Annotated in this window: 17 protein-coding genes; 5 read left to right on the top strand and 12 right to left on the bottom strand. The window is 74.8% G+C overall.

What is annotated here, in order from left to right; all coding sequences use genetic code 11:
• Positions 1–141: 141 nt before the first annotated feature.
• Together ACGF0D_RS17550 and ACGF0D_RS17545 are read left to right on the top strand one after the other, a co-directional pair.
• Positions 142–666 (top strand): hypothetical protein, encoded by a 525-nt coding sequence (locus ACGF0D_RS17550; RefSeq protein WP_392867728.1) that lies wholly within the window; start codon positions 142–144, stop codon positions 664–666.
• Positions 667–850: 184 nt separating this feature from the next.
• Positions 851–1,321: a hypothetical protein gene (locus ACGF0D_RS17545; RefSeq protein WP_392917053.1), complete on the top strand. Its 471-nt coding sequence runs from the start codon at positions 851–853 to the stop codon at positions 1,319–1,321.
• 28 nt (positions 1,322–1,349) lie between these two features.
• Here the strand turns inward: ACGF0D_RS17545 and ACGF0D_RS17540 are convergent, their stop codons facing one another.
• Complete coding sequence (locus tag ACGF0D_RS17540; RefSeq protein ID WP_392917050.1) at positions 1,350–2,570, bottom strand: MFS transporter; 1,221 nt, start codon at positions 2,568–2,570, stop codon at positions 1,350–1,352.
• A gap of 124 nt (positions 2,571–2,694) precedes the next feature.
• A complete protein-coding gene (proC, locus tag ACGF0D_RS17535) occupies positions 2,695–3,522 on the bottom strand; it encodes a pyrroline-5-carboxylate reductase (RefSeq protein WP_392917047.1) in 828 nt (275 codons plus the stop codon).
• A 186-nt stretch (positions 3,523–3,708) separates the two neighbouring features.
• Between proC and ACGF0D_RS17530 the strand changes: the two genes are divergently transcribed.
• Positions 3,709–4,158 (top strand): hypothetical protein, encoded by a 450-nt coding sequence (locus ACGF0D_RS17530; protein ID WP_392867740.1) that lies wholly within the window; start codon positions 3,709–3,711, stop codon positions 4,156–4,158.
• 165 nt (positions 4,159–4,323) lie between these two features.
• Positions 4,324–5,682, top strand: a complete 1,359-nt coding sequence (locus ACGF0D_RS17525) for a hypothetical protein (protein WP_392917044.1) — start codon at positions 4,324–4,326, stop codon at positions 5,680–5,682.
• 3 nt (positions 5,683–5,685) lie between these two features.
• Here ACGF0D_RS17525 and ACGF0D_RS17520 read toward each other — a convergent pair whose 3' ends face one another.
• The 8 genes from ACGF0D_RS17520 to ACGF0D_RS17485 form a co-directional block, all read right to left on the bottom strand.
• Entirely contained in the window at positions 5,686–6,198 is a 513-nt protein-coding gene (locus ACGF0D_RS17520) for a hypothetical protein (RefSeq protein ID WP_392917041.1), read from the bottom strand.
• Positions 6,199–6,319: 121 nt separating this feature from the next.
• Entirely contained in the window at positions 6,320–8,164 is a 1,845-nt protein-coding gene (gene ilvD, locus ACGF0D_RS17515; RefSeq protein ID WP_392867748.1) for a dihydroxy-acid dehydratase, read from the bottom strand.
• Between the two features lie 175 nt (positions 8,165–8,339).
• Complete coding sequence (locus ACGF0D_RS17510; protein ID WP_392917038.1) at positions 8,340–9,146, bottom strand: class I SAM-dependent methyltransferase; 807 nt, start codon at positions 9,144–9,146, stop codon at positions 8,340–8,342.
• 53 nt (positions 9,147–9,199) lie between these two features.
• Positions 9,200–10,003 carry a sugar phosphate isomerase/epimerase family protein gene (locus ACGF0D_RS17505; RefSeq protein ID WP_392868758.1) on the bottom strand — a complete coding sequence of 268 codons (804 nt, stop codon included), beginning with the start codon at positions 10,001–10,003 and terminating at the stop codon, positions 9,200–9,202.
• A gap of 652 nt (positions 10,004–10,655) precedes the next feature.
• On the bottom strand, positions 10,656–11,618 hold the full coding sequence (locus ACGF0D_RS17500) for a Ppx/GppA family phosphatase (protein ID WP_392867753.1): 963 nt from the start codon (positions 11,616–11,618) through the stop codon (positions 10,656–10,658).
• A 132-nt stretch (positions 11,619–11,750) separates the two neighbouring features.
• Positions 11,751–12,959 carry an SUKH-4 family immunity protein gene (locus ACGF0D_RS17495; protein ID WP_392917035.1) on the bottom strand — a complete coding sequence of 403 codons (1,209 nt, stop codon included), beginning with the start codon at positions 12,957–12,959 and terminating at the stop codon, positions 11,751–11,753.
• A gap of 262 nt (positions 12,960–13,221) precedes the next feature.
• Positions 13,222–15,978, bottom strand: a complete 2,757-nt coding sequence (locus tag ACGF0D_RS17490; RefSeq protein WP_392917032.1) for a toxin glutamine deamidase domain-containing protein — start codon at positions 15,976–15,978, stop codon at positions 13,222–13,224.
• 106 nt (positions 15,979–16,084) lie between these two features.
• Entirely contained in the window at positions 16,085–16,546 is a 462-nt protein-coding gene (locus ACGF0D_RS17485) for a hypothetical protein (protein WP_392917029.1), read from the bottom strand.
• Positions 16,547–16,811: 265 nt separating this feature from the next.
• Here ACGF0D_RS17485 and ACGF0D_RS17480 point away from each other — a divergent pair, with 265 nt between their 5' ends.
• Entirely contained in the window at positions 16,812–17,708 is an 897-nt protein-coding gene (locus ACGF0D_RS17480; protein WP_392917026.1) for a hypothetical protein, read from the top strand.
• 77 nt (positions 17,709–17,785) lie between these two features.
• Here ACGF0D_RS17480 and ACGF0D_RS17475 read toward each other — a convergent pair whose 3' ends face one another.
• Together ACGF0D_RS17475 and ACGF0D_RS17470 are read right to left on the bottom strand one after the other, a co-directional pair.
• Positions 17,786–18,955 carry an NADH-quinone oxidoreductase subunit D gene (locus ACGF0D_RS17475; protein ID WP_392917024.1) on the bottom strand — a complete coding sequence of 390 codons (1,170 nt, stop codon included), beginning with the start codon at positions 18,953–18,955 and terminating at the stop codon, positions 17,786–17,788.
• Positions 18,952–19,968, bottom strand: coding sequence for an SAM-dependent methyltransferase (locus ACGF0D_RS17470; RefSeq protein ID WP_392917021.1), 1,017 nt, complete (start codon positions 19,966–19,968; stop codon positions 18,952–18,954). Before ACGF0D_RS17470 ends, ACGF0D_RS17475 begins: the two co-directional genes overlap by 4 nt.
• Positions 19,969–20,060: the final 92 nt, after the last annotated feature.

Genomic DNA, 20,060 nt, shown 5'->3' with positions numbered 1-20,060 from the left:
GCCAGGGCACGCCGGGCCGGTGCCCGAGGGGCGGCCGGGCAGACGGGTGCGCGATGAAACTACGGAAGTTGTGGGGCAGCTGTGGAGGCGGGTGTTGAGGCGGTACAGACAAAAGCCTTGCGACTCCATATCCTCTCCGCCATGAAGCCATTCAGCGTGCAACGCCTTGGGGTAATTCTCGCTGCAATACTGGGATTTGGCGTCTTCTTTGCCGCCCAGCCGGCCTCCGCCGCGGTCAGCGGCGCCACCTTCGCGGTCGACAAGTCGGCGGCCAAGGCGGGAGACCAGCTGACCCTGACGCTGTCGCTCACCAACAGTGAGAACAGCCCCATCTACTTCGCCTACGAGGCCGTCCAGCCGACCTGGCCGGCCAACACACAGGCCGGAGCGTTCACCATCACCGGTTGCACCGGCGACACCTCCGACTGCGTGACCAACGGGAACAGCGCCAACTTCCACTTCAACGCGCCGATCGCGCCCGGGGCGACGAAGAGCGTCACACTCACCGTCAAGATCACCGACACCCCGGCGTGGGGCAGCGCCCCGTACACGCTGAACTGGGCGCCGTACGTCTACTACGAGTTCGGCCAGGTCGGCGGCACCACCACGGCCAAGGACCAGGGCTGGACCTTCGGGGTGCCCGAGCTCCAGACCGTGATCAGCTGACCCCACGTCCCGTCGACCGCCCCCGCCGTCACCCGACGGCGGGGGCCAGGGCGTGTCGGCGACAGTTGAAGACGGTGTGAAGGGGATGCGGACAAGCCCTTCACCGCTCCCTATCCTCTCCGCCATGAAGCCATTCAGCGTGCAACGCCTTGCGGTAATTCTCGCTGCGATACTGGGACTTGGCGTGATCTTCGCCGCCCAGCCGGCCTCCGCCACCTCCCAGATCGGCGGCACCGCGTTCTCCGTCGACAAGAAGACGGCGGCGCCGGGCGATCAGCTGACCTTGACCCTGTCGCTCACCAACACCGAGCCCAACGCCATCTCCTTCGCCTACGTGTACGTCCAGCCGACCTGGCCGACCAACCAGCGGACCGACGTGGTCACCCCCACCGGCTGCGGCGGCGAGAGCGTCGACTGCTCGTACGGCGGCTTCAACAGCGCCGCCGCCTTCCACCTCACGACGCCGATCCCGCCGGGCGCCACCCGCACCGTCACGGTCACCGCGCGGATCACCTCCACACCGGCCTGGACCGGGTCGTACACACTGAACTGGGCCCCGTACGTCTACGCCGAGTACGGCTCGACCGCCCCGGACTTCACCAAGGACGGCCTCTGGGCAGGGGGACTGCCCGAGCTCCAGACCGTGATCAGCTGACCGCACGTCCCGTCGACCACCCCCACCGTCACCCGACGGCGGGGGCCGGGGCCGGAACCGGCGCCGGGGCGAAGCGCTCGGCCAGCGGCAGGACGGCGAGCACCAGCAGCATCGGGGCGAGCAGCGCCCAGCGGTACGAGCTCGCGTCCGCGATCGCCCCGACCAGCGGCGAACCGAGCAGGAAACCCACGTAGTTGAAGAGGTTGAGCCGGGCCACCGCGGCGTCCGAGTCGGCCGGGAAGAGCCGGCCGCCGGCCGCGAACACCTGCGGGATGATCGCGCAGATGCCGAAGCCCAGCACGGTGAAGGCGGCGATGCCCGCCCAGGCGGCGGGCGCGACCGCGGCCAGCCCGAAGCCGAGGGCCGCCAGCGCGGCGCCGGCGCGGACCACCGGGACGGCGCCGAAACGCTGCACCGCGCGGTCGCCCAGGGCCCGGCCGAGCAGCATCGCGACCATGTAGCCCAGGTAGGAGAGCTTGGCGAGGTCCTCCCGGCTGCCCAGCCCGTCGGTCAGGTACTTGACGCTGTAGTTGGAGACCGAGGCGTCCGCGATGTACGCGAAGGCCATCGCCAGGCAGAGCGGCAGCAGCGGACGCCAGGGGACGGACCGGGCGGCGGCCTCGGCGGCCTCCCGGACGGCGTCGCCGAGTTCGGCCGGTCCCGCGAACCGCGTGCCGGTCAGCAGGGCGAGCGGGGCGATCACCGCGGCGGCCGTGCCGAACAGCACCGGCAGCCCCAGGTCGTAGTGCGAGCCGAGGCCCGCCAGGGCCGCGCCGATGATGCCGCCGAGGCTGAACGCGGCATGGAAGCCGATCATGATCGAGCGGCCGTAGCGGTGCTGGAGCCCCACCCCGAGCATGTTCATGCTGGCGTCCAGCGCACCCACCAGCAGCCCGAACGCGCCCAGCGCCAGCGCGAGTTGCCACAGCGTGCCGCCCAGCCCGGCGGCCGCCAGGCTGAGGCAGACGGCGGGCTGGACCACCCGCAGCACGGCCCGCGCGCCGGTGCGCTTCACCAGCTGCTCGGAGGCGATCGACCCGACTCCGGCGAGCACCGGCACCGCGGCCAGGAAGACCGGCAGCAGCCCGTCGCTCAGCCCGTACCGGTGCTGGATCTCCGGGATGCAGGTGACCAGCAGGGCGAAGACGGTGCCCTGGAGCAGGAAGCTGACGGCGAGTGCGGCCCGCCCGGCCCGCAGGCCGGGCGCCACGGCGGACGGGACGGGCCGTGCGGACGGTGCGGCACTCACGCGGACCTCCAGGCGGACTCCACACGGACCTCGCTGACGTCGCCGGCCCCACTACCGACCGGTAGGACGATGTTGGCGAGAGCGTAGGGGGTGCGCCGCGATTACGGGAGGGGTCGCGCAGCGGTCATTTTCCGCCCGAGGCCAGCTCCCGGGAGCGGTCCCTGGCCGCCTCCAGGGCGCCGAGCAGCGCGGCCCGCACCCCGTGGTTCTCCAGCTCGCGGATCGCCGCGATGGTGGTGCCGGCCGGCGAGGTGACCGCCTCGCGCAGCTTCACCGGGTGCTCGCCGGAGTCGCGCAGCATCACCGAGGCCCCGATCGCGGACTGCACGATCAGGTCGTGCGCCACCTGCCGGGGCAGGCCGAGCAGGATGCCGGCGTCGGTCATCGCCTCGACCAGGAAGTAGAAGTAGGCCGGACCGGAGCCGGACAGCGCGGTGGCCGCGTCCTGCTGGGCCTCGGGCAGCCGCAGCGCCTTGCCGACCGAGCTGAAGATCTCCTCGGCGCGCGCGAGGTGCTCCTCGCCCGCGTGCGAGCCGGCCGAGATGACGCTCATCCCCTCGTCCACCAGGACCGGGGTGTTGGGCATCACCCGGACCACCGGGGTGCCGGCCGCCAGCCGCTCCTCGAACCAGGCGGTGGGGACGCCGGCCGCGGCCGAGATCACCAGCCGGTCCGCGCCGACGTGCGGGGCCAGCTCGTCCAGCAGGCTGCCCATGTCCTGCGGCTTGACCGCGAGGATCAGGGTGTCGGCGAGCTTGGCGGCCTCGGCGTTGGAGACGGCCACCACGCCGTAGCGGGCGGCGAGTTCGACCGCGCGCTCGGGGCGGCGGGCGGTCACCAGGACGTCGGCCGGGTCCTTGCCGGCCCGCAGCAGACCGGAGAGCAGGGCCTCGCCGATCTTGCCGGTGCCCAGGAAGGCGATCTTCTGTCCGTGTGCTGCGCTGCTGCCCATGGTCCGCTCCTTGCCTCGGTGCTGCGGCCTTGCCTCGGTGCTGCGGCCATCCTCGCACCGCCCGGCGGCGCACGCGGGGACCGTCCGCTCCGTGGTCGCCACGGACCGCAACGGCCCTGCCCCTAGGGTGAAAACTCCGGGGTTTCCCCTATGGCCTCCGCGCTCCGGCAGGCGCACCGTGGAGCCATGGCACACGACGAAATGTCCCGACGTGAGAACCGGCAACTCGCCGTCGCCTCGGCGACCGTGGGACCGTGGCGGACCGCCGCGGGGGTCGGTGCGGTGGTGGGGGCGACGGCCCTGGGGATCGAGGCGATCTCCGGGAACTGGTCACTGAGCATGCTGGCCTCACCGGCCGGCTGGGGTCTGTTCTTCTTCTTCCTGGTCGGCACCGTCGGCGGCCGGCTGCGGCACGACACCACCGACCGGCGGCTGCGCCGCTGGGCGGACGAGCACCCGTGGCGGTCGGCGCTCCCGGCGGCCGGCGGACTGCTGGCGCTCAACACGCTCGCCCAGCTGTTCCTCGGCGACGAGGGGCTGTTCGGCGCCTTCTTCGTCTCGCTGCTGCCGGCCGGCCTGCTGCTGGCGATCGCCGGGGTGGTCGGCTCGGTCAAGCAGGCCCGCGGCAAGGGCTGAGCGGGACGGACCCGGGCAGCGGACCGGCCCCGAGCGGCGGCGCGGCCCCGAACGGCGGCGCGGTTCCGGACGAACCGGGGTGAACTGTCACCCGATCCGCACGAGTTCACCACGTGGTGTGCCCCCGATCGGCGCACCGTCACCCCCCGTCGTCATACTGGCGCGATGCCGATAGCCGAAGATCCGGAACCGCGCCCCTCCGGGGGCGACGAGCCGGGCGGGTCCGACCCGTCCGGGACGGGCAAGAAGGACCCGTTCGCCGACCTCGTCCTGGACGAGGAGTTCATCAGGGGCGCCGCCGTCCAGGAGCAGAGCGGACGCACCCGCATGCTGTCCGCCCGGTGGAAGCACACCCCGCCGGTCGACCCGGGCGGCCGCCGCTCGGTCAACGACGGCCCGCGGGCGTCCAAGCGCCGGTTCGGCCGCAAGCCGAAGTCCGCCGCGCCCGACCCGTGGGGCAACCCGCGCCCGCGCCGCCGGCTGGAGTGGCGCGCGCCGCTGTTCGTCGCGCTGGCCGTCGCCGTGGTGCTCGCGGCGCTGAACGTCGACGCGCTGCGCGACTGGTACTCGTTCCGCTGGGGTGCGGGCGCCTCGGCCCCGCACTCGCCGGTGCCCACCGTCGCCCCGGAGACCGCCAAGCCGACGACCGCGCCGCCGAAGGCCCCCGAGGAGCAGCCGACCGTGGACCACCCGTGGGCCGGCTCCCCGGCCGAGGGCTGGCCGAACGGCGCGGAGGCCTTCGTGCTCCCCGAGGCCAAGGCCACCGGCGTCTTCTCCGCCGACCAGGTCGCCGCCCAGCTGCAGCTGGTCAAGGACTACCTGACCGCCGCCGACCTGGACCCGAAGACGGTCGGGGGCGGCCGGCCGGACGCCGCGCTCGCGCTGCTGCTGCGGGAGGAGCGCGACGGAGCGGTGGCCGCTCTGGACAACCCGTCCGAGAAGAACGACCCGACCTCCTGGTTCAGCCGCTTCGACCCGCGCGACGCCATTCCGGTGGGCGACGTGGTCAAGGTGCAGGGCCGGATGACGTACGAGGGCGACGGCGACAAGGGCGTCCTCGTCCACACCGACTTCAGCTTCGTGTACGCGCTGCGCCCCGGTCCGGACGCCGCCAAGCGGGCCATGTCGCCCAAGCCGCCGACCGGCGCCCCGCAGCCGACGAAGCCGGCCGCGCCCCAGGACGGCGCGGCCAAGCCGGCGGGCCTGCTCACGCCGAGCGGCGACGTGTCCGGGGACACCTGGACCACCCGCACCATCGTGCGCCGGGTGGAGACGTTCCGTTTCTACGACCCGGGCCGCTACCCCGTCGATCCCAGGAAGATCGCCTTCGGCGGGAGCCAGACGGACCCCGCCAACTCGGCCTGTGGCGTCTACGACGGCTACTTCCACCCGCAGTTCGACCAGTTCGCCGAGCTGCAGTCGGACGCTCCGGGCTCCCGGCCGACCGGCCCCGAGATCGACCCGTACGACCGCAGCAAGGACATCCAGCCGACCGACGAGTGCGGATCCGTCAGCCGGACCTGACGATCAGCCCTTGCGCTTCCCGCCGGGTCGGCCACTGCGGCCGGCCCGGCGCTTCTCGTACTGCTCGACGGCCCGCCGGTGGGCGGCCCGCCGGACCGCCTCGCCCGGGGCCTCGACCAGGCTGCGGGCGAAGTAGGCGAGGAGCGAGCCGGCCCCGCCGATCATCCACACCGCGCCGAGCGACTTGTCCTCGGCCATCCAGCCGGTCAGCTTGTCCTTGCCCTCGGTGAGCACCTTCCAGGTGCGCCGCACGGCCATCATCGAACAGACCACGATGGCGGCGGTCAGCAGCCCGTTGAGGAAGCCGCCGTTGTCGGAGAGCGCGACGCCCTCGACGCCGAAGCGCAGCAGCAGCACCGCGGCGGCGGCCGCGGCCAGGGAACCGACCGACACGGCGACCCGGCGCAGCCAGTAGCCGTTGTCCCGGTTCAGCCAGGTGGTGCCGAACCAGCGGATGGGCTCCGGCTCGGGGGCGCCGGCGGGAGTGGGGGCGGGGGTGGGGGGCTGCTCGCTCACACCGTCGATTATCACCCGACCGCCGCACACGGCGGAGGAGCCGTCCCGGCCGGTGGGACGGCTCCTCCTCGTTGCGTGCTCCTCGTTCCGTACGAGGTGCCCCGTACGGGCCCGTACGGGCTCAGCCCAGCTTGGAGACGTCGCGGACGGCGCCCTTGTCGGCGGAGGTGGCCATCGCGGCGTAGGCGCGCAGGGCCTGGCTGACCTGGCGGTCGCGGTTCTTCGGCCGGTAGCCGCCCGCGGCCTCCAGGGCGCTGCGGCGCTCGGCCAGGACCTCGTCCGGGACCTCCAGGGAGATCCGGCGGCCCGGGATGTCGATGGCGATGGTGTCGCCGTCCTCGACCAGCGCGATGGTGCCGCCGGAGGCCGCCTCCGGGGAGGCGTGGCCGATGGACAGGCCCGAGGTGCCGCCGGAGAAGCGGCCGTCGGTGACCAGCGCGCAGGCCTTGCCCAGGCCCCGGCCCTTCAGGAAGGAGGTCGGGTAGAGCATCTCCTGCATGCCCGGCCCGCCCTTGGGGCCCTCGTAGCGGATGACGACGACGTCGCCCTCCTTGACCCGCTTGGCCAGGATCGCCTCGACCGCGTCCTCCTGGGACTCGACCACGACGGCCGGGCCACTGAAGGTCCAGATCGACTCGTCCACGCCGGCGGTCTTCACGATGCAGCCGTCCTCGGCGAGGTTGCCGTACAGCACGGCCAGGCCGCCCTCGACCGAGTAGGCGTGCTCGACGCTGCGGATGCAGCCCCCGGCGGCGTCGGTGTCCAGCGACTCCCAGCGCTCGGACTGCGAGAAGGCCTCGGCGGAGCGGACGCAGCCGGGGGCGGCGTGCCACAGCTCGACGGCCTCGGCGGAGGACGAACCGCCGCGCACGTCCCAGGTCTTGAGCCACTCGGCGAGCGAGTCGGCGTGCACGGTGTGGACGTCCTCGTTGAGCAGCCCGCCGCGGTACAGCTCGCCGAGGATGGCCGGGATGCCGCCGGCCCGGTGCACGTCCTCCATGTAGTACGAGCCGTTCGGCGCGACCTTGGACAGGCAGGGCACCTTGCGGGAGATGGCGTCGATCGCCCGCATGTCGAAGTCCAGCTCGGCCTCCTGGGCGGCGGCCAGCAGGTGCAGGATGGTGTTGGTCGAGCCGCCCATGGCGATGTCCAGGGCCATGGCGTTCTCGAAGGCGGCGCGGGTGGCGATCGCCCGGGGCAGGACGGAGGCGTCGTCCTGGCCGTAGTGACGGTTCGCGATCTCGACCACCGTCCGCCCGGCCCGCTCGTACAGGTCCTTGCGGGCGGTGTGGGTGGCGAGCACCGAGCCGTTGCCGGGCAGCGAGAGGCCGATCGCCTCGGTCAGGCAGTTCATCGAGTTGGCGGTGAACATGCCGGAGCACGAGCCGCAGGTCGGGCAGGCGTTCTCCTCGATGATCGCGATGTCCTCGTCGGAGACGTTCTCGTTGACCGCCTGGGAGATCGCGTCGACCAGGTCGAGCTTGCGCACGGTGCCGTCGACCAGGGTGGCCTTGCCGGCCTCCATCGGGCCGCCGGAGACGAACACGGTCGGGATGTTCAGGCGCAGCGCGGCCATCAGCATGCCCGGGGTGATCTTGTCGCAGTTGGAGATGCAGATCAGGGCGTCCGCGCAGTGCGCGTTGACCATGTACTCGACCGAGTCGGCGATCAGGTCGCGCGAGGGCAGCGAGTAGAGCATGCCGCCGTGGCCCATCGCGATGCCGTCGTCCACGGCGATGGTGTTGAACTCGCGCGGGATACCACCCGCCTGCTTGATCGCCTCGGAGACGATCCGGCCGACCGGCTGGAGGTGGGTGTGGCCGGGGACGAACTCGGTGAAGGAGTTGGCGACCGCGATGATCGGCTTGCCGAAGTCCTCGCGGGCTACGCCGGCCGCCCGGAGAAGCGCCCGGGCGCCTGCCATGTTGCGACCGTGGGTGACCGTACGGGACCTCAGCTCGGGCACTGTGCTCCACTCCTTCGGGGCTCTCGCGGGCACCCCGCTGCTGGGAGGGTTCGGGGGCCGCTGTGGGTACCGAGCCTACGCCCGCCGTCCGGCCGGCGGACGGTCCGTCCGCGATGCGGGCAGGCGGCGCGGGGCGGGCCGGACAGCGGGAGCGGGCGGGCGTCGGGGCGACGGCTCAGTGCCGCGCGACGGCCACGGTGAGGTCGAGGACGTACGGCTCGACCACCTGTCCGTCCGGGAACTCGGCCAGCAGCGCCGCGCGCTCGGCGGCGAGCAGCGGCTCGCGCCGCTCCGGGGCCAACGAGGCGAAGTAGGAGCGCGAGGTGAGGTTGTCGACCACCTGCTCGACGGACACCCGCCGCTGCCAGCGCAGCTGGGTGCGGCGGACCTCCAGCCCGGCGGCGGCGAAGGGGGCGGTCAGGTCGGCCACCCGGCCGTAGCCGTGGTAGCGGCCGGACAGCTCGGCGGACAGCCGCTCGTCCCGGGCGCGCACCCACGGGACGGTCTCGTCGAAGAGGTTCCACCAGGCGGCGAGGGCCCCGCCGGGCCGCAGCACCCGGACCGCCTCGGGGACGGACCGCCCGGGTTGCGTCCAGTGGAAGGCCTGGGCGTAGGTGATCAGGTCGGCGCAGTGGTCGTGGAAGGGCAGGTCGTCACCGCCGCCGCGAACCAGCGGGAGCTGCGGGGAGACGGCCTGGAACTGCGCGGCCATCCCGGCGGACGGCTCGACGGCGACGACGTCCGCGCCACGGGCGGCCAGCAGGCGGGTGGCGATGCCGGTGCCGGCGCCGACGTCCAGGACCCTGGCCCCCTTGAGCCCCCGGCCCCAGAACCGCTCCAGCTCGTCGAACAGTTCCTCCGGGTAGCCGGGGCGGCCGCGGTCGTACTCGGCGGCCACCGCGCCGAAGCTCCCGGCCAGCTCGCGGAAGTTGCGGAGTCCGCTGAACTCCTGACTCCCCTTGCTCTCTTGGCTGTTCGTCACTTCTCCCCCTCGGTAGGGCGGTTGGCGGTTCGCACCCGCTCCGGCCGGACGGCTCAGCGTACGTGCGACGGGGTGGCCAGGTGCAGGCGGGTGAAGGCGAGGGCCTCGGCCAGGTCGGCCTCGCGTTCGGCGGGGGAGGCCGAGCGGCGGGTGTTGACCTCCAGCACCACGTGGCCGTCGAAGCCGGTGCGGGCGAGGTGCTCCAGCAGCTCGGCGCAGGGCTGCTTGCCGCGGCCGGGGATCAGGTGCTCGTCCTTGCCGGAGCCACTGCCGTCGGCCAGGTGGACGTGGGCGAGCCGGTCGCCCATCCGCTCGACCATGGCGAAGGTGTCGATCCGGGAGGTGGCGGCGTGCGAGAGGTCGATCGTGAAGTGCCGGTACTCCTCGTCGGTGACGTCCCAGCCGGGGGCGTAGGCGAGCATCTCGCGGTCGCGGTAGCGCCACGGGTACATGTTCTCGACGGCGAAGCGGATGTCGGTCTCGCCCGCCATCCGGTTGATGCCCTCGACGAACTCCCGGGCGTACTGGCGCTGCCAGCGGAACGGCGGGTGGACGACCACGGCGCTCGCGCCGAGCTTCTCGGCGGCCGCCCGGGCCCGGACCAGCTTGGTCCACGGGTCGGTGCTCCACACCCGCTGGGTGATCAGCAGGCAGGGCGCGTGCACGGCCAGGATGGGCAGCCGGTGGGCGTCGGAGAGCCGGCGCAGGGCGTCGATGTCCTGGCTGACCGGGTCGTTCCAGACCATCACCTCGACCCCGTCGTAGCCGAGCTTGGCGGCCAGCTCGAAGGCGACGGCGGTGCTCGCCGGGTACACGGAGGCGGTGGACAGCACCACCTTGGTGTCGGGGATGTGCAGGGCCGGGTGCCGGGGCAGCACCAGCCGGTCGGTGGTGCGCAGCAGCGGCGGTCGGGCGGCGTCGCGCTTGGCGGCCTTGACCGAGCGGACGGACTGGACGGCGGCCTTGGCGGCGCCGGTGGCCCGGGCGGTGCGGGTCTTCTTCGGGGCGGACTGCTGCGCGGCGGGGGTCCCGGCGGTGGGCTGGTGCCCGGGGGCCCGCTTCGGCCTCTTCGCGGCCTTCGCCGTCTTGGCCGTCTTCGCCTTGGCTGCGGCGGTCGTGGCGGCGGTCGTCTTCGCCGCTGCGGTCCTCGCGGTGCGCTGGGCGGCCTTGACGGCCTTCGCGGCCTGCTTGGCGGCCTGGGCGGCGGTGGCGCCCGTGACCGCCTTGCCGAGCCGGCGGCGCGGACCGTCCGGCCGCGACTGCCCGTTCCCGGGAGTGCGGCCCTCCTGCGTTCCGTCCTCGCCCGCTGGTTGCACCACGGGAGACAGCGTAAGCGGAGCACGCTGCGAACGGGACGGGATGACCGGCGCAGTGACCATCGGCACGTTGCCCCGGGCCCGGTCGGTCGGCGGCCCTCCGGGGCGCTCCCGGCCCCGGGGCGGGGCGTACGGGGGCCGGGTGGCCGCCCGGCGCGGCCGGGGGCGCGGACTACGGGGCCGCGCGCCCGGCTTACGAGGTGAGCGCCGGGCGGCGGCGGTCGGCCGAGCCGTCCATCGCGTCCAGGCGGCGCAGGATGATGCCCTCGCGCAGCGCCCACGGGCAGACGTCCAGCTCCTCCAGCCCGAACAGGTCCATCGCGGCGTCGGCGACCAACGCGCCGGCCAGCAGCTGCTTGGCCCGGCCCTCGGAGACGCCGGGGATCCGGGCGCGCTCGGCGACGGTCATCGCGGACAGCCGGGGCAGCCAGGAGGCCAGCCCGCTGCGGGTGAGCCGGCGGTCGGCGTACGGCCCGGCGTCGGCGGGGGCGGCGCCGGTCATCCGGGCCAGCTGCTTGAAGGTCTTGGAGGTGGCGACGGCGTGCCGCGGCGGGCCGAGCCGGGTGATCTCGCCGACCACCGTGGCGAGCTCGGCCCGGATGTGGCGTCTCAGCTCGCGCAGCCCGTCCGGGTCGGCGACGTCCCCGGGCAGCCAGCGGGCGGTCAGCCGGCCGGCGCCCAGCGGCAGCGAGCAGGCGACGTCCGGCTGCTCGTCCAGGCCGCAGGCGATCTCCAGCGAGCCGCCGCCGATGTCCAGGTTGAGCAGCCGGCCCGAGGACCAGCCGAACCAGCGGCGGACGGCCAGGAAGGTGAGCCGGGCCTCGTCCTGACCGGAGAGCACGCGCAGCTCGACGCCGGTCTCGGCGGTCACCCGGCGCAACACCTCCTCACCGTTGGCGGCCTCGCGCACGGCGGAGGTGGCGAACGGGAGGATGTCGACGACGCCCTTGTCCTCGGCGACCCGCAGCGAGGAGGCGACGTGGCCCACCAGCCGCTCGATGCCGGCCTCGCTTATCGCGCCGTCCGCGTCCAGCAGCTCGGCCAGGCGCAGCTCGGCCTTGTGCGAGTACGCGGGCAACGGAGCAGCGCCCGGATGGGCGTCCACCACGAGGAAGTGGACCGTGTTGGAACCTACGTCGAGCACACCGAGTCGCATAACTCTCCACGCTACGCGATCCGGGAGCCGCCGAGCGGGGGTGTGACGGTATTCGCGCTGGTCCGGGACCGGTCGGCGGGCGGCGGAGCGGGGGTCCGGCGGCCCCGGGCGTCCCTCACCGCGGGCCGCCCCTCACAGCAGGCCGTCCCACAGCTGCTCCACGATGACGGCCCACCAGTTCTCCGGGTCCGCGAAGACCGTGCCGTCCACCGCCGCCAGCGCCCGCTGCAGGGCGTCCACCGCCCCGCCGGCGGCCACCGGGTCGAGTCCGCGCAGAGCGGGCCACCAGTCGGCGAACACCTCCAGGCAGCGGACGAAGGCGCGCAGGTCGGCGTTGCAGTGGCGGGCGGTCGCGTAGTCCGGTTCCACCGCCCGGACGGCTCCGGCCACCGGGTCGAGGGCCAGCAGCGCCCAGCCGTCCGTCCCCAGCAGCAGCTGCCCGGCGAGCGCCAGGCGCTCCCGCTCGGCCACCCTGGTGCCGCGGCCCAGCTCGGCCAGGTACCCGGCGAGCGGGGGCAGGACGCCGCCCTGGCGGGTGCCGTCGGTGATCGCGTCCGGCCCGGGGTGGTGCAGGGCGAAGAACCCCGGCACGGCCACCGGGACGCCCACCGTCAGCAGCAGCGCGGCCGCGTCCCCGGGCAGCTCGGCGCGGGCGACGTCGGCCGGCTCGAAGCGCTGGACGCCCGCCGGGCCGAACCGCTCCGCGAGCCGGGCGGCGAGCGCCGCGTCGGGCTCGTCGGGTGCGGGGCGCACCGCGCGGGGGAAGGGCACCCGGTTGCGGGCCGGACCGTCCGGCGACACGGGCAGCGCCCGTACGGCGGCGGCCCGGTGGTCGAAGCGCGGGCCGTACGGGAGCTCGAAGTCGATCCGGACGTGCGGCAGTTCGGCGGCCAGCGCGTACGACCAGTAGCCGCCGGGCAGGGCGCTCGGCCGCAGGTCGGTCCGGACGGCCAGCACGTCCCCGGCGGCGACGCCCTGCTCGCGCAGCCACCACCAGCCGCGCAGTGCCGGGTGCGGCAGACCCGCCGCGGAACGCAGCGCCAGCGACCGCTCCTCGCCGGTGCCGTCCCGGTAGGTCAGCTCGGCCCGGGCACCCCGGCCGGTCGCGGGCGGGAGGGTCGGGTCGTAGCCGCCCGCGCCGACGAAGTCCCGGTACAGCCCGACCACTTCGTCCACCGGCACCGAGGGCCACACCGTGAACCGTCCGCTCTCCCGGTCCACCACGGCGCAGGCCGCCCCCACCTCCTCGGGCGCCCGCCGCTCCCCCGTCCGCGGATCCACCACCACCCGGGCGGGCTCGGCCCACACCACCCAGCCGAGCTCGAACTCATGGGTGCACACCCGCCGCACCGCCCCGGCCCCCTGCGGCAGATCCCCGTTGATCCACCGGTGCCCCGCCTCCACCGCCTGCGCCCGCGCAATCACCCGACCACCCCGTCCGTCCACTCCCAGCCCCATCCCGACCTGACCCGCGACCCTACGCCCCCATCACCACCCCCTGCGCGAGAAGTCGGACGGGCCGACTTCCTGTGGGGGCCTCGTGGTTTCCGCCGGGGTGGGTGGCCCGGGGAGTCGGGGGGGGGCGGCTTCCGGTGAGGGCGGGTCAGGGGGTGGGGGTGAGGGGGCGGCCTTCGGGGGTGAGGGCGATGGCCCAGAGGCCGTGGGTGGCGGGGTGGAGGGGGGTGGGGGCCTGGCGGGCGAGTTGGTGGTCGAGGTAGGTGACGGTGTCCTGGTGGTTGACGGCGTTCCAGGCGTGCGGGCGGCCGTAGGCGTCGAGGGTGAGCAGTACGGCCTGGGAGCCGTGGCCGGCGCGGCGGAGGTCGTCGGCGAGGCGGTCGAAGGCCGGGCCGCCGTCGCCCAGGTCCCGGAAGGGGGCGCCGAGTTCGCGTTCCGCGCGGTCGCGGCCGCCGCGTTCGCCGGCGTCGCCCTCGGTGGGGATGCGCGGGGCCGCGCAGGTCGGGCGGCCGGTGTAGCACTCGACCGCCGAGAGGGCGATCTCCAGGCTGTTGTTGGCCCGGCCCGGTTCGCGGTGGCCGCCGTCGTTGACGACCTCCGCCCAGCCGCCGACCGCCGGGTCGGGGTGGCGGACGGGCAGGCCGTCCTCGTCCCGGGGCACGCGGCGTTCGACCTCGGCCTGGTGCTCCGGGTCGACCGGCCCGAGCCCGCCCGGCAGGCCGTACGGTCGGCTGTCGGTGATGCTGCGCGGCCGGACCGTCGGGTCCTCCGGCTGGGCTCCGTGCCGTGCCCGCAGGGCGAGTTGGAGGGCCATCGCGTGGGCGGTCGCGACCGGGACCGCGCCCCAGGCGAGGGTGGGGTCGGCGAGGCCCGCCGCGTTCTCCCGCCGCCGGGCCTCCCCCGGGTGCGGCTCGGGCCGGCCGATCACCGGGGTGGTCCCGACGATCGGGGGTGCGGCCGGAGGCGGCGGGGCGGCGTGGACCGGCGGTCCGACGACCGGGTTCGGCGCGGCGCCGGCCGGGGTCCTGGCCCCCGGAGCGCCGGGCTGCGGCCCGCCGACGGCCGTACCGCCACCCACCACACCACCGGGGCTGCCGGACGCGCCCGCCCCGACGCCGCTGCCGAACGGAGCCGCCACGTTCACGGGCCCGCCGCCGCTGCCCGCCAGCGGCCCGGGCCCGACGGTGCCGACCGGCCCGGGCGCCGGGTACCCGCCGTGCCCGCCATACCCGCCGCCGTACGCCGGGGCCGCGAACTGCCCGGGCACCGCGACCGGCCGGACCGTCGGCGGGGCCTCCGGCGCCGGGCCGTGCGAGGGACCGCCGACGGACGGCGCCGTGACGGGCGCGACCGGCGCACTCACCGAGTCCGTCCGTACGGTCACCGGCCCGCCGCCACCGCCACCGCCCCCGACCGCGCTGCCATGCGAGGAGGCCGCGGGCGCCTGGAGCGGGTAGTCCCCGTCCGACCAGCCCGCCGACCCGCCGCCCTGCCGAACCGGAGCGGCACCGGACGGCACCGACGGCGCCGAGTCACCGCCACCCCCGCCGCCACCGCCACCCGCCGCCCGGTGCTGCCCCGCCGAGCCCCAGAGGCCATCCCCGCCCCCGGCCGCCACCGCACCCGAGCCCGCACCCGCACCCGCCGAAGCGCCCGCCGCCACCGCCACATCCGGGCCGCCGACCACCGCCCCCGGGTCCGCCACCGCGACCGAGGCCACCTTCACGGCCCCCGGCACCTTCGGATCCGCCGGCCCGTCGGGCGTCCCACCCGCCGACGGCCTGTCGGCGCCGGGCTTGTCGTCACCCGGCCCGTCCGCCCCCGGCGTGAGCCCGGCGATCGGCACCCCGCGGACCGCCTTGCCGTCCTCGTCGGTGAGCACCGGCTGCCCGTGCTCGTCCAGCCGGACGGCCAGGTCCGCGACCCCGACCACCGGCTTCCCGTCCGGCCCCGGGACGACCAGCAGCCCGGCGGCGTCGGCCACCGGCGTGCCGTCGGCGCGCAGGATGACGGGCTGCCCGTCCGGGCCGAGGACCGGCTTGCCGTGCTCGTCCACCTTGACCGTCAGCCCGGGCACGCCGACCAGCGGCTTGCCGTCCTTCCCGGCGAGCAGGACCAGCCCGGAACCGTCCGCGCCGAGCACGCCGGGTTCGCCGAGGGCGGCGGGCAGTCCGGCGGCGAGCGGGTCGAACGCGCCGGCGCGGTACGAGGCGGCGGTGATCCCCGTGCCCTGCGCGGTGCCGAGCTTCAGCAGGGCGACGGCGGCGGGCTCCTTGAGCGCGCCGGACAGGCCGTCCTTCATGGCGCGGCCGAGTTCGGCGAGCAGCCCGCCGATCTTCAGCGCGGCGGCCTCGACGGCGACGGCCGCCACCCCCGCCGCGACCTGCTCGGCGGCGGCGTTCTTCAGCTTGGTGGCGAGGCCGCCGACGGCGGTCTCCAGTCCGCCGACCACCCCGCTCTTCGTCGGGTCGCCGTCGGCCGCCGCGGCTGCCCGGCCGGCCGCCTCCTTGGCCTTGGCCGCCTGCTCCTCGGCCTGCTTGAGCTCGGCGGCGAGCTGCCGCAGGGTCGCGATGATCTCGGCCTTGCAGGTGTCCACGGCCCGCGCGGCGGTGTCGAAGGCCCCGGCGACCAGCCCGACCGCGCTGTGCGCGTCGTCCAGGTGGCCCCTGCCGCCGCCGCTGAAGCCCTGCCAGTACGCGCCGAAGGCCTCGACCGCGTGGCCGGAGTTGTCGGCGGTGACCCGCCGGACGGACTCGCCGCAGCGCCGGGTGAGCCGGTCGGCCTCCTTGCCGAACTCGCGCCAGACCCCGGCGGCCTTGCGCAGGCCCTCCTCGTCGGCCTGCGGCCACTGCTGGCCGGTCCTGGCCAGCACCGGGGCCAGTTCCTCGGGCAGTTTCCTGGACACGCGCTTTCCCCCTTCGAGCCGGTCCGCCTTCGAACCGGTCCGTCTCGAACCGCTCCGTCCCGGAGCCGGTCCCCCTTCGAGCCGCTCCGTCCTGGAGCCGGATCGGTCAGACCGACTTGTCCCCGGGGACGACGGGAACGGCCCCCGGGGTTGCCTCGGGCGCCGTCGAGTACACCGCGGACGTCACCGCCGGCACCCCCGAGCCAGCCGTGGCCCCCGAACCAGCCGTGGCCCCGAACCCGCTCGCCGCCGAGCTGTCCGTGTCCGCCGTCCGCGCGGCCATGGTGTGCAGCCCGGCCCCGACCCCGGCCACCCGCCCGGCCAACCCCCGCAGCCCGCCGACGAGTTCGCCGCGCGCCTGCCCGTACACGGTGGCGAAGCCGCTGCCCGGCTGGTCCGCGCCCCAGGGCGCGCCGATCGCGGCGAGACCCTCCTCCAGGGCGGTGACGGCCTTCGCCAGCTCGCCGCCGAGCTTCTCGAACTCCCGTCCCTCGCCGTGCAGTTCCCACGGCCTGAGGACGAACTCCCCACCCGCGCGGCCGGACGCCCCGGTGCTGCCGCCTGCCATCCCCGTACCTCCCCGTAGCGGGCCCGTAGCGGACCGGCCGCCATCCTAGGCACGCCGCCGGGCCCGCCCGCACGCCCCGCCGGACCTCTTCACCCCGCCTTCACCCCGGCGTCCCCGCGGCCGGGAGCCGCCATCCCTCCCGCCCGCGGAACCACCCCCGGAACCACCCCCGGAACCACCCGCGGAACCGCCATCGGCACCGCCATCGGCACCGCCATCGGTCCCGCCACCGCGCCACCACCCCCGAAAGCTCTACCCTTGCCGGGTGGCACCAGCAGAAACGTCCAAGAAGAAGGCCAAGGCGAAGCCCAAGGCCTCCCCCGCCCCCGTCGACCTCGCGATGCCGACCCTGCGCCGCGAGATCCCGCGCGACGAGGTCCCGCTCGACTTCCCCCGCGCCTGGGCCGAGTTCGCCGACCCCGCCGACGAGGAGCAGGTCTTCCGCTGCGACCTCACCTGGCTGACCTCCCGCTGGTCCTGCGTCTTCGGCCAGGGCTGTCATGGCATCCGCGAGGGCCGGGGCGAGTCGGACGGCTGCTGCACGCTGGGCGCGCACTACTCGGACGAGGACGACGAGCAGCGCGTCCTGGGACACGCGGCCCGGCTGACCCCCGAGCTGTGGGAGAACTTCGCCGAGGGCACCGACGCCAAGGGCCGGATCAGGTCCGACGGCGGCATCACCATGCTGGACGAGGACGGCGACCGCCAGACCCGCCGGGTCGGCGGCGCCTGCATCTTCGTGAACAGCCCGGACTTCGCGGGCGGCGCCGGCTGCGCCCTGCACGCGCTCGCGCTCAAGGAGGGCCGCGAGCCGCTGGAGACCAAGCCGGACGTCTGCTGGCAGCTGCCGATCCGCCGCACCTACGACTGGATCGACCGCCCCGACGACACCCGCTACCTCCAGGTGTCGATCGGCGAGTACGACCGCCGCGGCTGGGGCCCGGGCGGCCACGACCTGCACTGGTGGTGCACCGGCGCCCCGGCGGCCCACCAGGGCGCGGAGCCGGTGTACGTCAGCTACCGCCCCGAGCTCACCGAGCTGATGGGCAGGGCCGGCTACGAGGTGCTGGCCCGGCTGTGCGAGGAGCGGATCGCCACCAAGGGCGACCGCAAGGTGGCCCCGCACCCGGCCGACCCGGTCAAGAAGCCCAAGAAGGCCTGACCGGGGCACCAGGACGTCCGGCCCACCGGGCGTCCTGGTGGGCCGGAGCCGGGAAACCCGAGGCCGGGCCCGGGACCCTACTTGTCGATGTCCCCGACCACGAAGAACATCGACCCCAGGATCGCCACCATGTCCGCGACCAGCGTCCCCGGCAGCAGCTCGGTCAGCGCCTGGATGTTGTTGAAGGACGCCGAGCGCAGCTTGAGCCGCCACGGCGTCTTGTCGCCGCGCGAGACCAGGTAGTAGCCGTTGATCCCGAGCGGGTTCTCGGTCCACGCGTAGGTACTGCCCTCGGGTGCCTTGAGCACCTTGGGCAGCCGCTGGTTGACCGGGCCGGGCGGCAGCGCGGCGAGCTTGTCGAGGCAGGCGTCGGCAAGGGCCAGCGAGTTGAGGGTCTGCTCCAGCAGGCACTCGAAGCGGGCCAGGCAGTCGCCCTCCTCGCGGGTGACCACGGTGAGCACCTGCCGCAGTTCCTCGGAGCCGTACGCGAGGTACGGCTCGTCGCGGCGCAGGTCGAGGTCCAGGCCGCTGGCCCGGGCGATCGGGCCGCTGACGCCGTACGCCTCGGCCTGCGCCCGGGTGAGGACGCCGACGCCGGCGGTGCGGGCGCGGAAGATCTCGTTGCCGAGGACGAGGTCCTCGAAGACCGGCAGCTGCGAGCGCACGGTGGCGACGGCGGTGCGGACCCGGCCGAGCCAGCCGGCCGGCAGGTCCTCCTTGAGGCCGCCGACCCGGTTGAACATGTAGTGCATCCGGCCGCCGGAGGCCTCCTCCAGCACGTGCTGGAGGTCCTCGCGGCCGTTGAAGGCGTGGAAGACCGGGGTGATCCCGCCCAGCTCCAGCGGGTACGAGCCGAGGAACATCAGGTGGTTGAGCACCCGGTTGAGTTCGGCGAGCAGGGTGCGGATCCACACCGCCCGCTCGGGGACCTCCATGCCGAGCATCCGCTCGACGGCCATGACGACGCCGAGTTCGTTGGAGAAGGCGGAGAGCCAGTCGTGCCGGTTGGCCAGCATGATGATCTGCCGGTAGTCGCGGGCCTCGAACAGCTTCTCGGCGCCCCGGTGCATGTAGCCGATCACCGGCTCGGCGCTCACGATGCGCTCGCCGTCGAGCAGCATCCGCAGCCGCAGCACGCCGTGGGTGGCCGGGTGCTGCGGGCCGATGTTGAGCACCATGTCGGTGGTGCCCGCCGCGCCGGTGAAGTTCTCGGCTCCCGCCCCGATGCCGACCGTGGTCTCCCTCATGCTCCCAGAGTCTGCCATCCCGGCAGGCCCGCCAAGCTCACCGGTTCCGGCATGCGGACGGCCTGCACCAGCCACCCGAAGGCGCCGAGGCCGCCCGGGTCGGTCAGCTCGGCCCCCTCCCCCGCCCCACCGAGCGCCCGCAGGTAGCCGGCCGGGTCGCTGGAGGCCAGCGCGAGCGCCGGGCGCTCGCCACTCACGCCGAGCGCGCGCAACGCCTCCCGCTGGGTTGTCCACAGGCTGTGGAGACCTGGCACGGCGGCGGAGTCCAGCGCGACGTGCGCGGTGACGTCGCAGGAGCCGTCCGGCACCGGGGCCACCTCCCGGCCGTCCCGGAAGCCCGCGTACGTGCCGAACGGCGGCCGCCGCCCGGCAGTGTGCCCGTAGTCGACGGCGACGGCCAGCCCGCGCTCCAGCCCGGCCACGGCCCGCGCCCAGGCGGCGTCGCGGGGGGCGCCGAACTCCACCACCTCGCCGGGCTCCGCGGCCGGCCACCAGCGGCCGGCCCAGGCCGCGTCGGCCGCCGAGACCGGCTCGCCGAGGCGCTGCTCGCCGGTCGCGGTGTCCACCTCGAGGTAGCGCAGCACCCCGTCCTCGTCCACCTCGCCGACGTCCAGCGGGACGTTGTCCAGCCACTCGTTGGCGAACAGCAGCCCGGTCACCCCGCGCGGCGGCTCGTCCGTCCACAGGGCTGTGGACGGCAGGCCGGCCGGACGCCCGGCGATCTCCACGCCGTACGGGCGCAGCCGCGCCAGCACCGGCGCGGGCAGTTCGGCCAGGACCCCGGTGAGCAGTTCGCCCCGCCCGGCCCCCATGTCGACCAGGGCCAGCTCCTCCGGACGGCCGAGGGCCTCGTCAACCTCCAGCAGCAGCCGGGCCACCGCACGGGCGAACCTCGGTGAGGCGTGCACGGAGGTGCGGAAGTGCCCGGCCGGGCCCTCCGGCCTGCGGTAGAACCCCTGCCCGGGGTCGTACAGGGCCTGTTCCATGGCGGGCGCCCACCGCATCCAAGTCATGGGGCCGGACGCTACCCGGCGGGGGAAGGACCCTCCCAATCGGATCAGGTGCTTCTCCGACCTACGGAGTAGGGCGGATCGCCCTACCGGCG

The sequence above is a fragment of the Kitasatospora sp. NPDC048298 genome (assembly GCF_043201465.1).
GTDB lineage: Bacteria > Actinomycetota > Actinomycetes > Streptomycetales > Streptomycetaceae > Kitasatospora.
This window is presented reverse-complemented; position numbering and strand designations above follow the sequence as displayed.

What these genes read in the sequence shown, in the direction of transcription:
- ACGF0D_RS17550 (WP_392867728.1), top strand. Translation starts at nt 142, where the DNA reads ATGAAGCCATTCAGCGTGCAACGCCTTGGGGTAATTCTCGCTGCAATA.
- proC (WP_392917047.1), bottom strand. Translation starts at nt 3,522, where the DNA reads ATGGGCAGCAGCGCAGCACACGGACAGAAGATCGCCTTCCTGGGCACC.
- ACGF0D_RS17530 (WP_392867740.1), top strand. Translation starts at nt 3,709, where the DNA reads ATGGCACACGACGAAATGTCCCGACGTGAGAACCGGCAACTCGCCGTC.
- ACGF0D_RS17525 (WP_392917044.1), top strand. Translation starts at nt 4,324, where the DNA reads ATGCCGATAGCCGAAGATCCGGAACCGCGCCCCTCCGGGGGCGACGAG.
- ACGF0D_RS17500 (WP_392867753.1), bottom strand. Translation starts at nt 11,618, where the DNA reads ATGCGACTCGGTGTGCTCGACGTAGGTTCCAACACGGTCCACTTCCTC.
- ACGF0D_RS17485 (WP_392917029.1), bottom strand. Translation starts at nt 16,546, where the DNA reads ATGGCAGGCGGCAGCACCGGGGCGTCCGGCCGCGCGGGTGGGGAGTTC.
- ACGF0D_RS17475 (WP_392917024.1), bottom strand. Translation starts at nt 18,955, where the DNA reads ATGAGGGAGACCACGGTCGGCATCGGGGCGGGAGCCGAGAACTTCACC.
- ACGF0D_RS17470 (WP_392917021.1), bottom strand. Translation starts at nt 19,968, where the DNA reads ATGACTTGGATGCGGTGGGCGCCCGCCATGGAACAGGCCCTGTACGAC.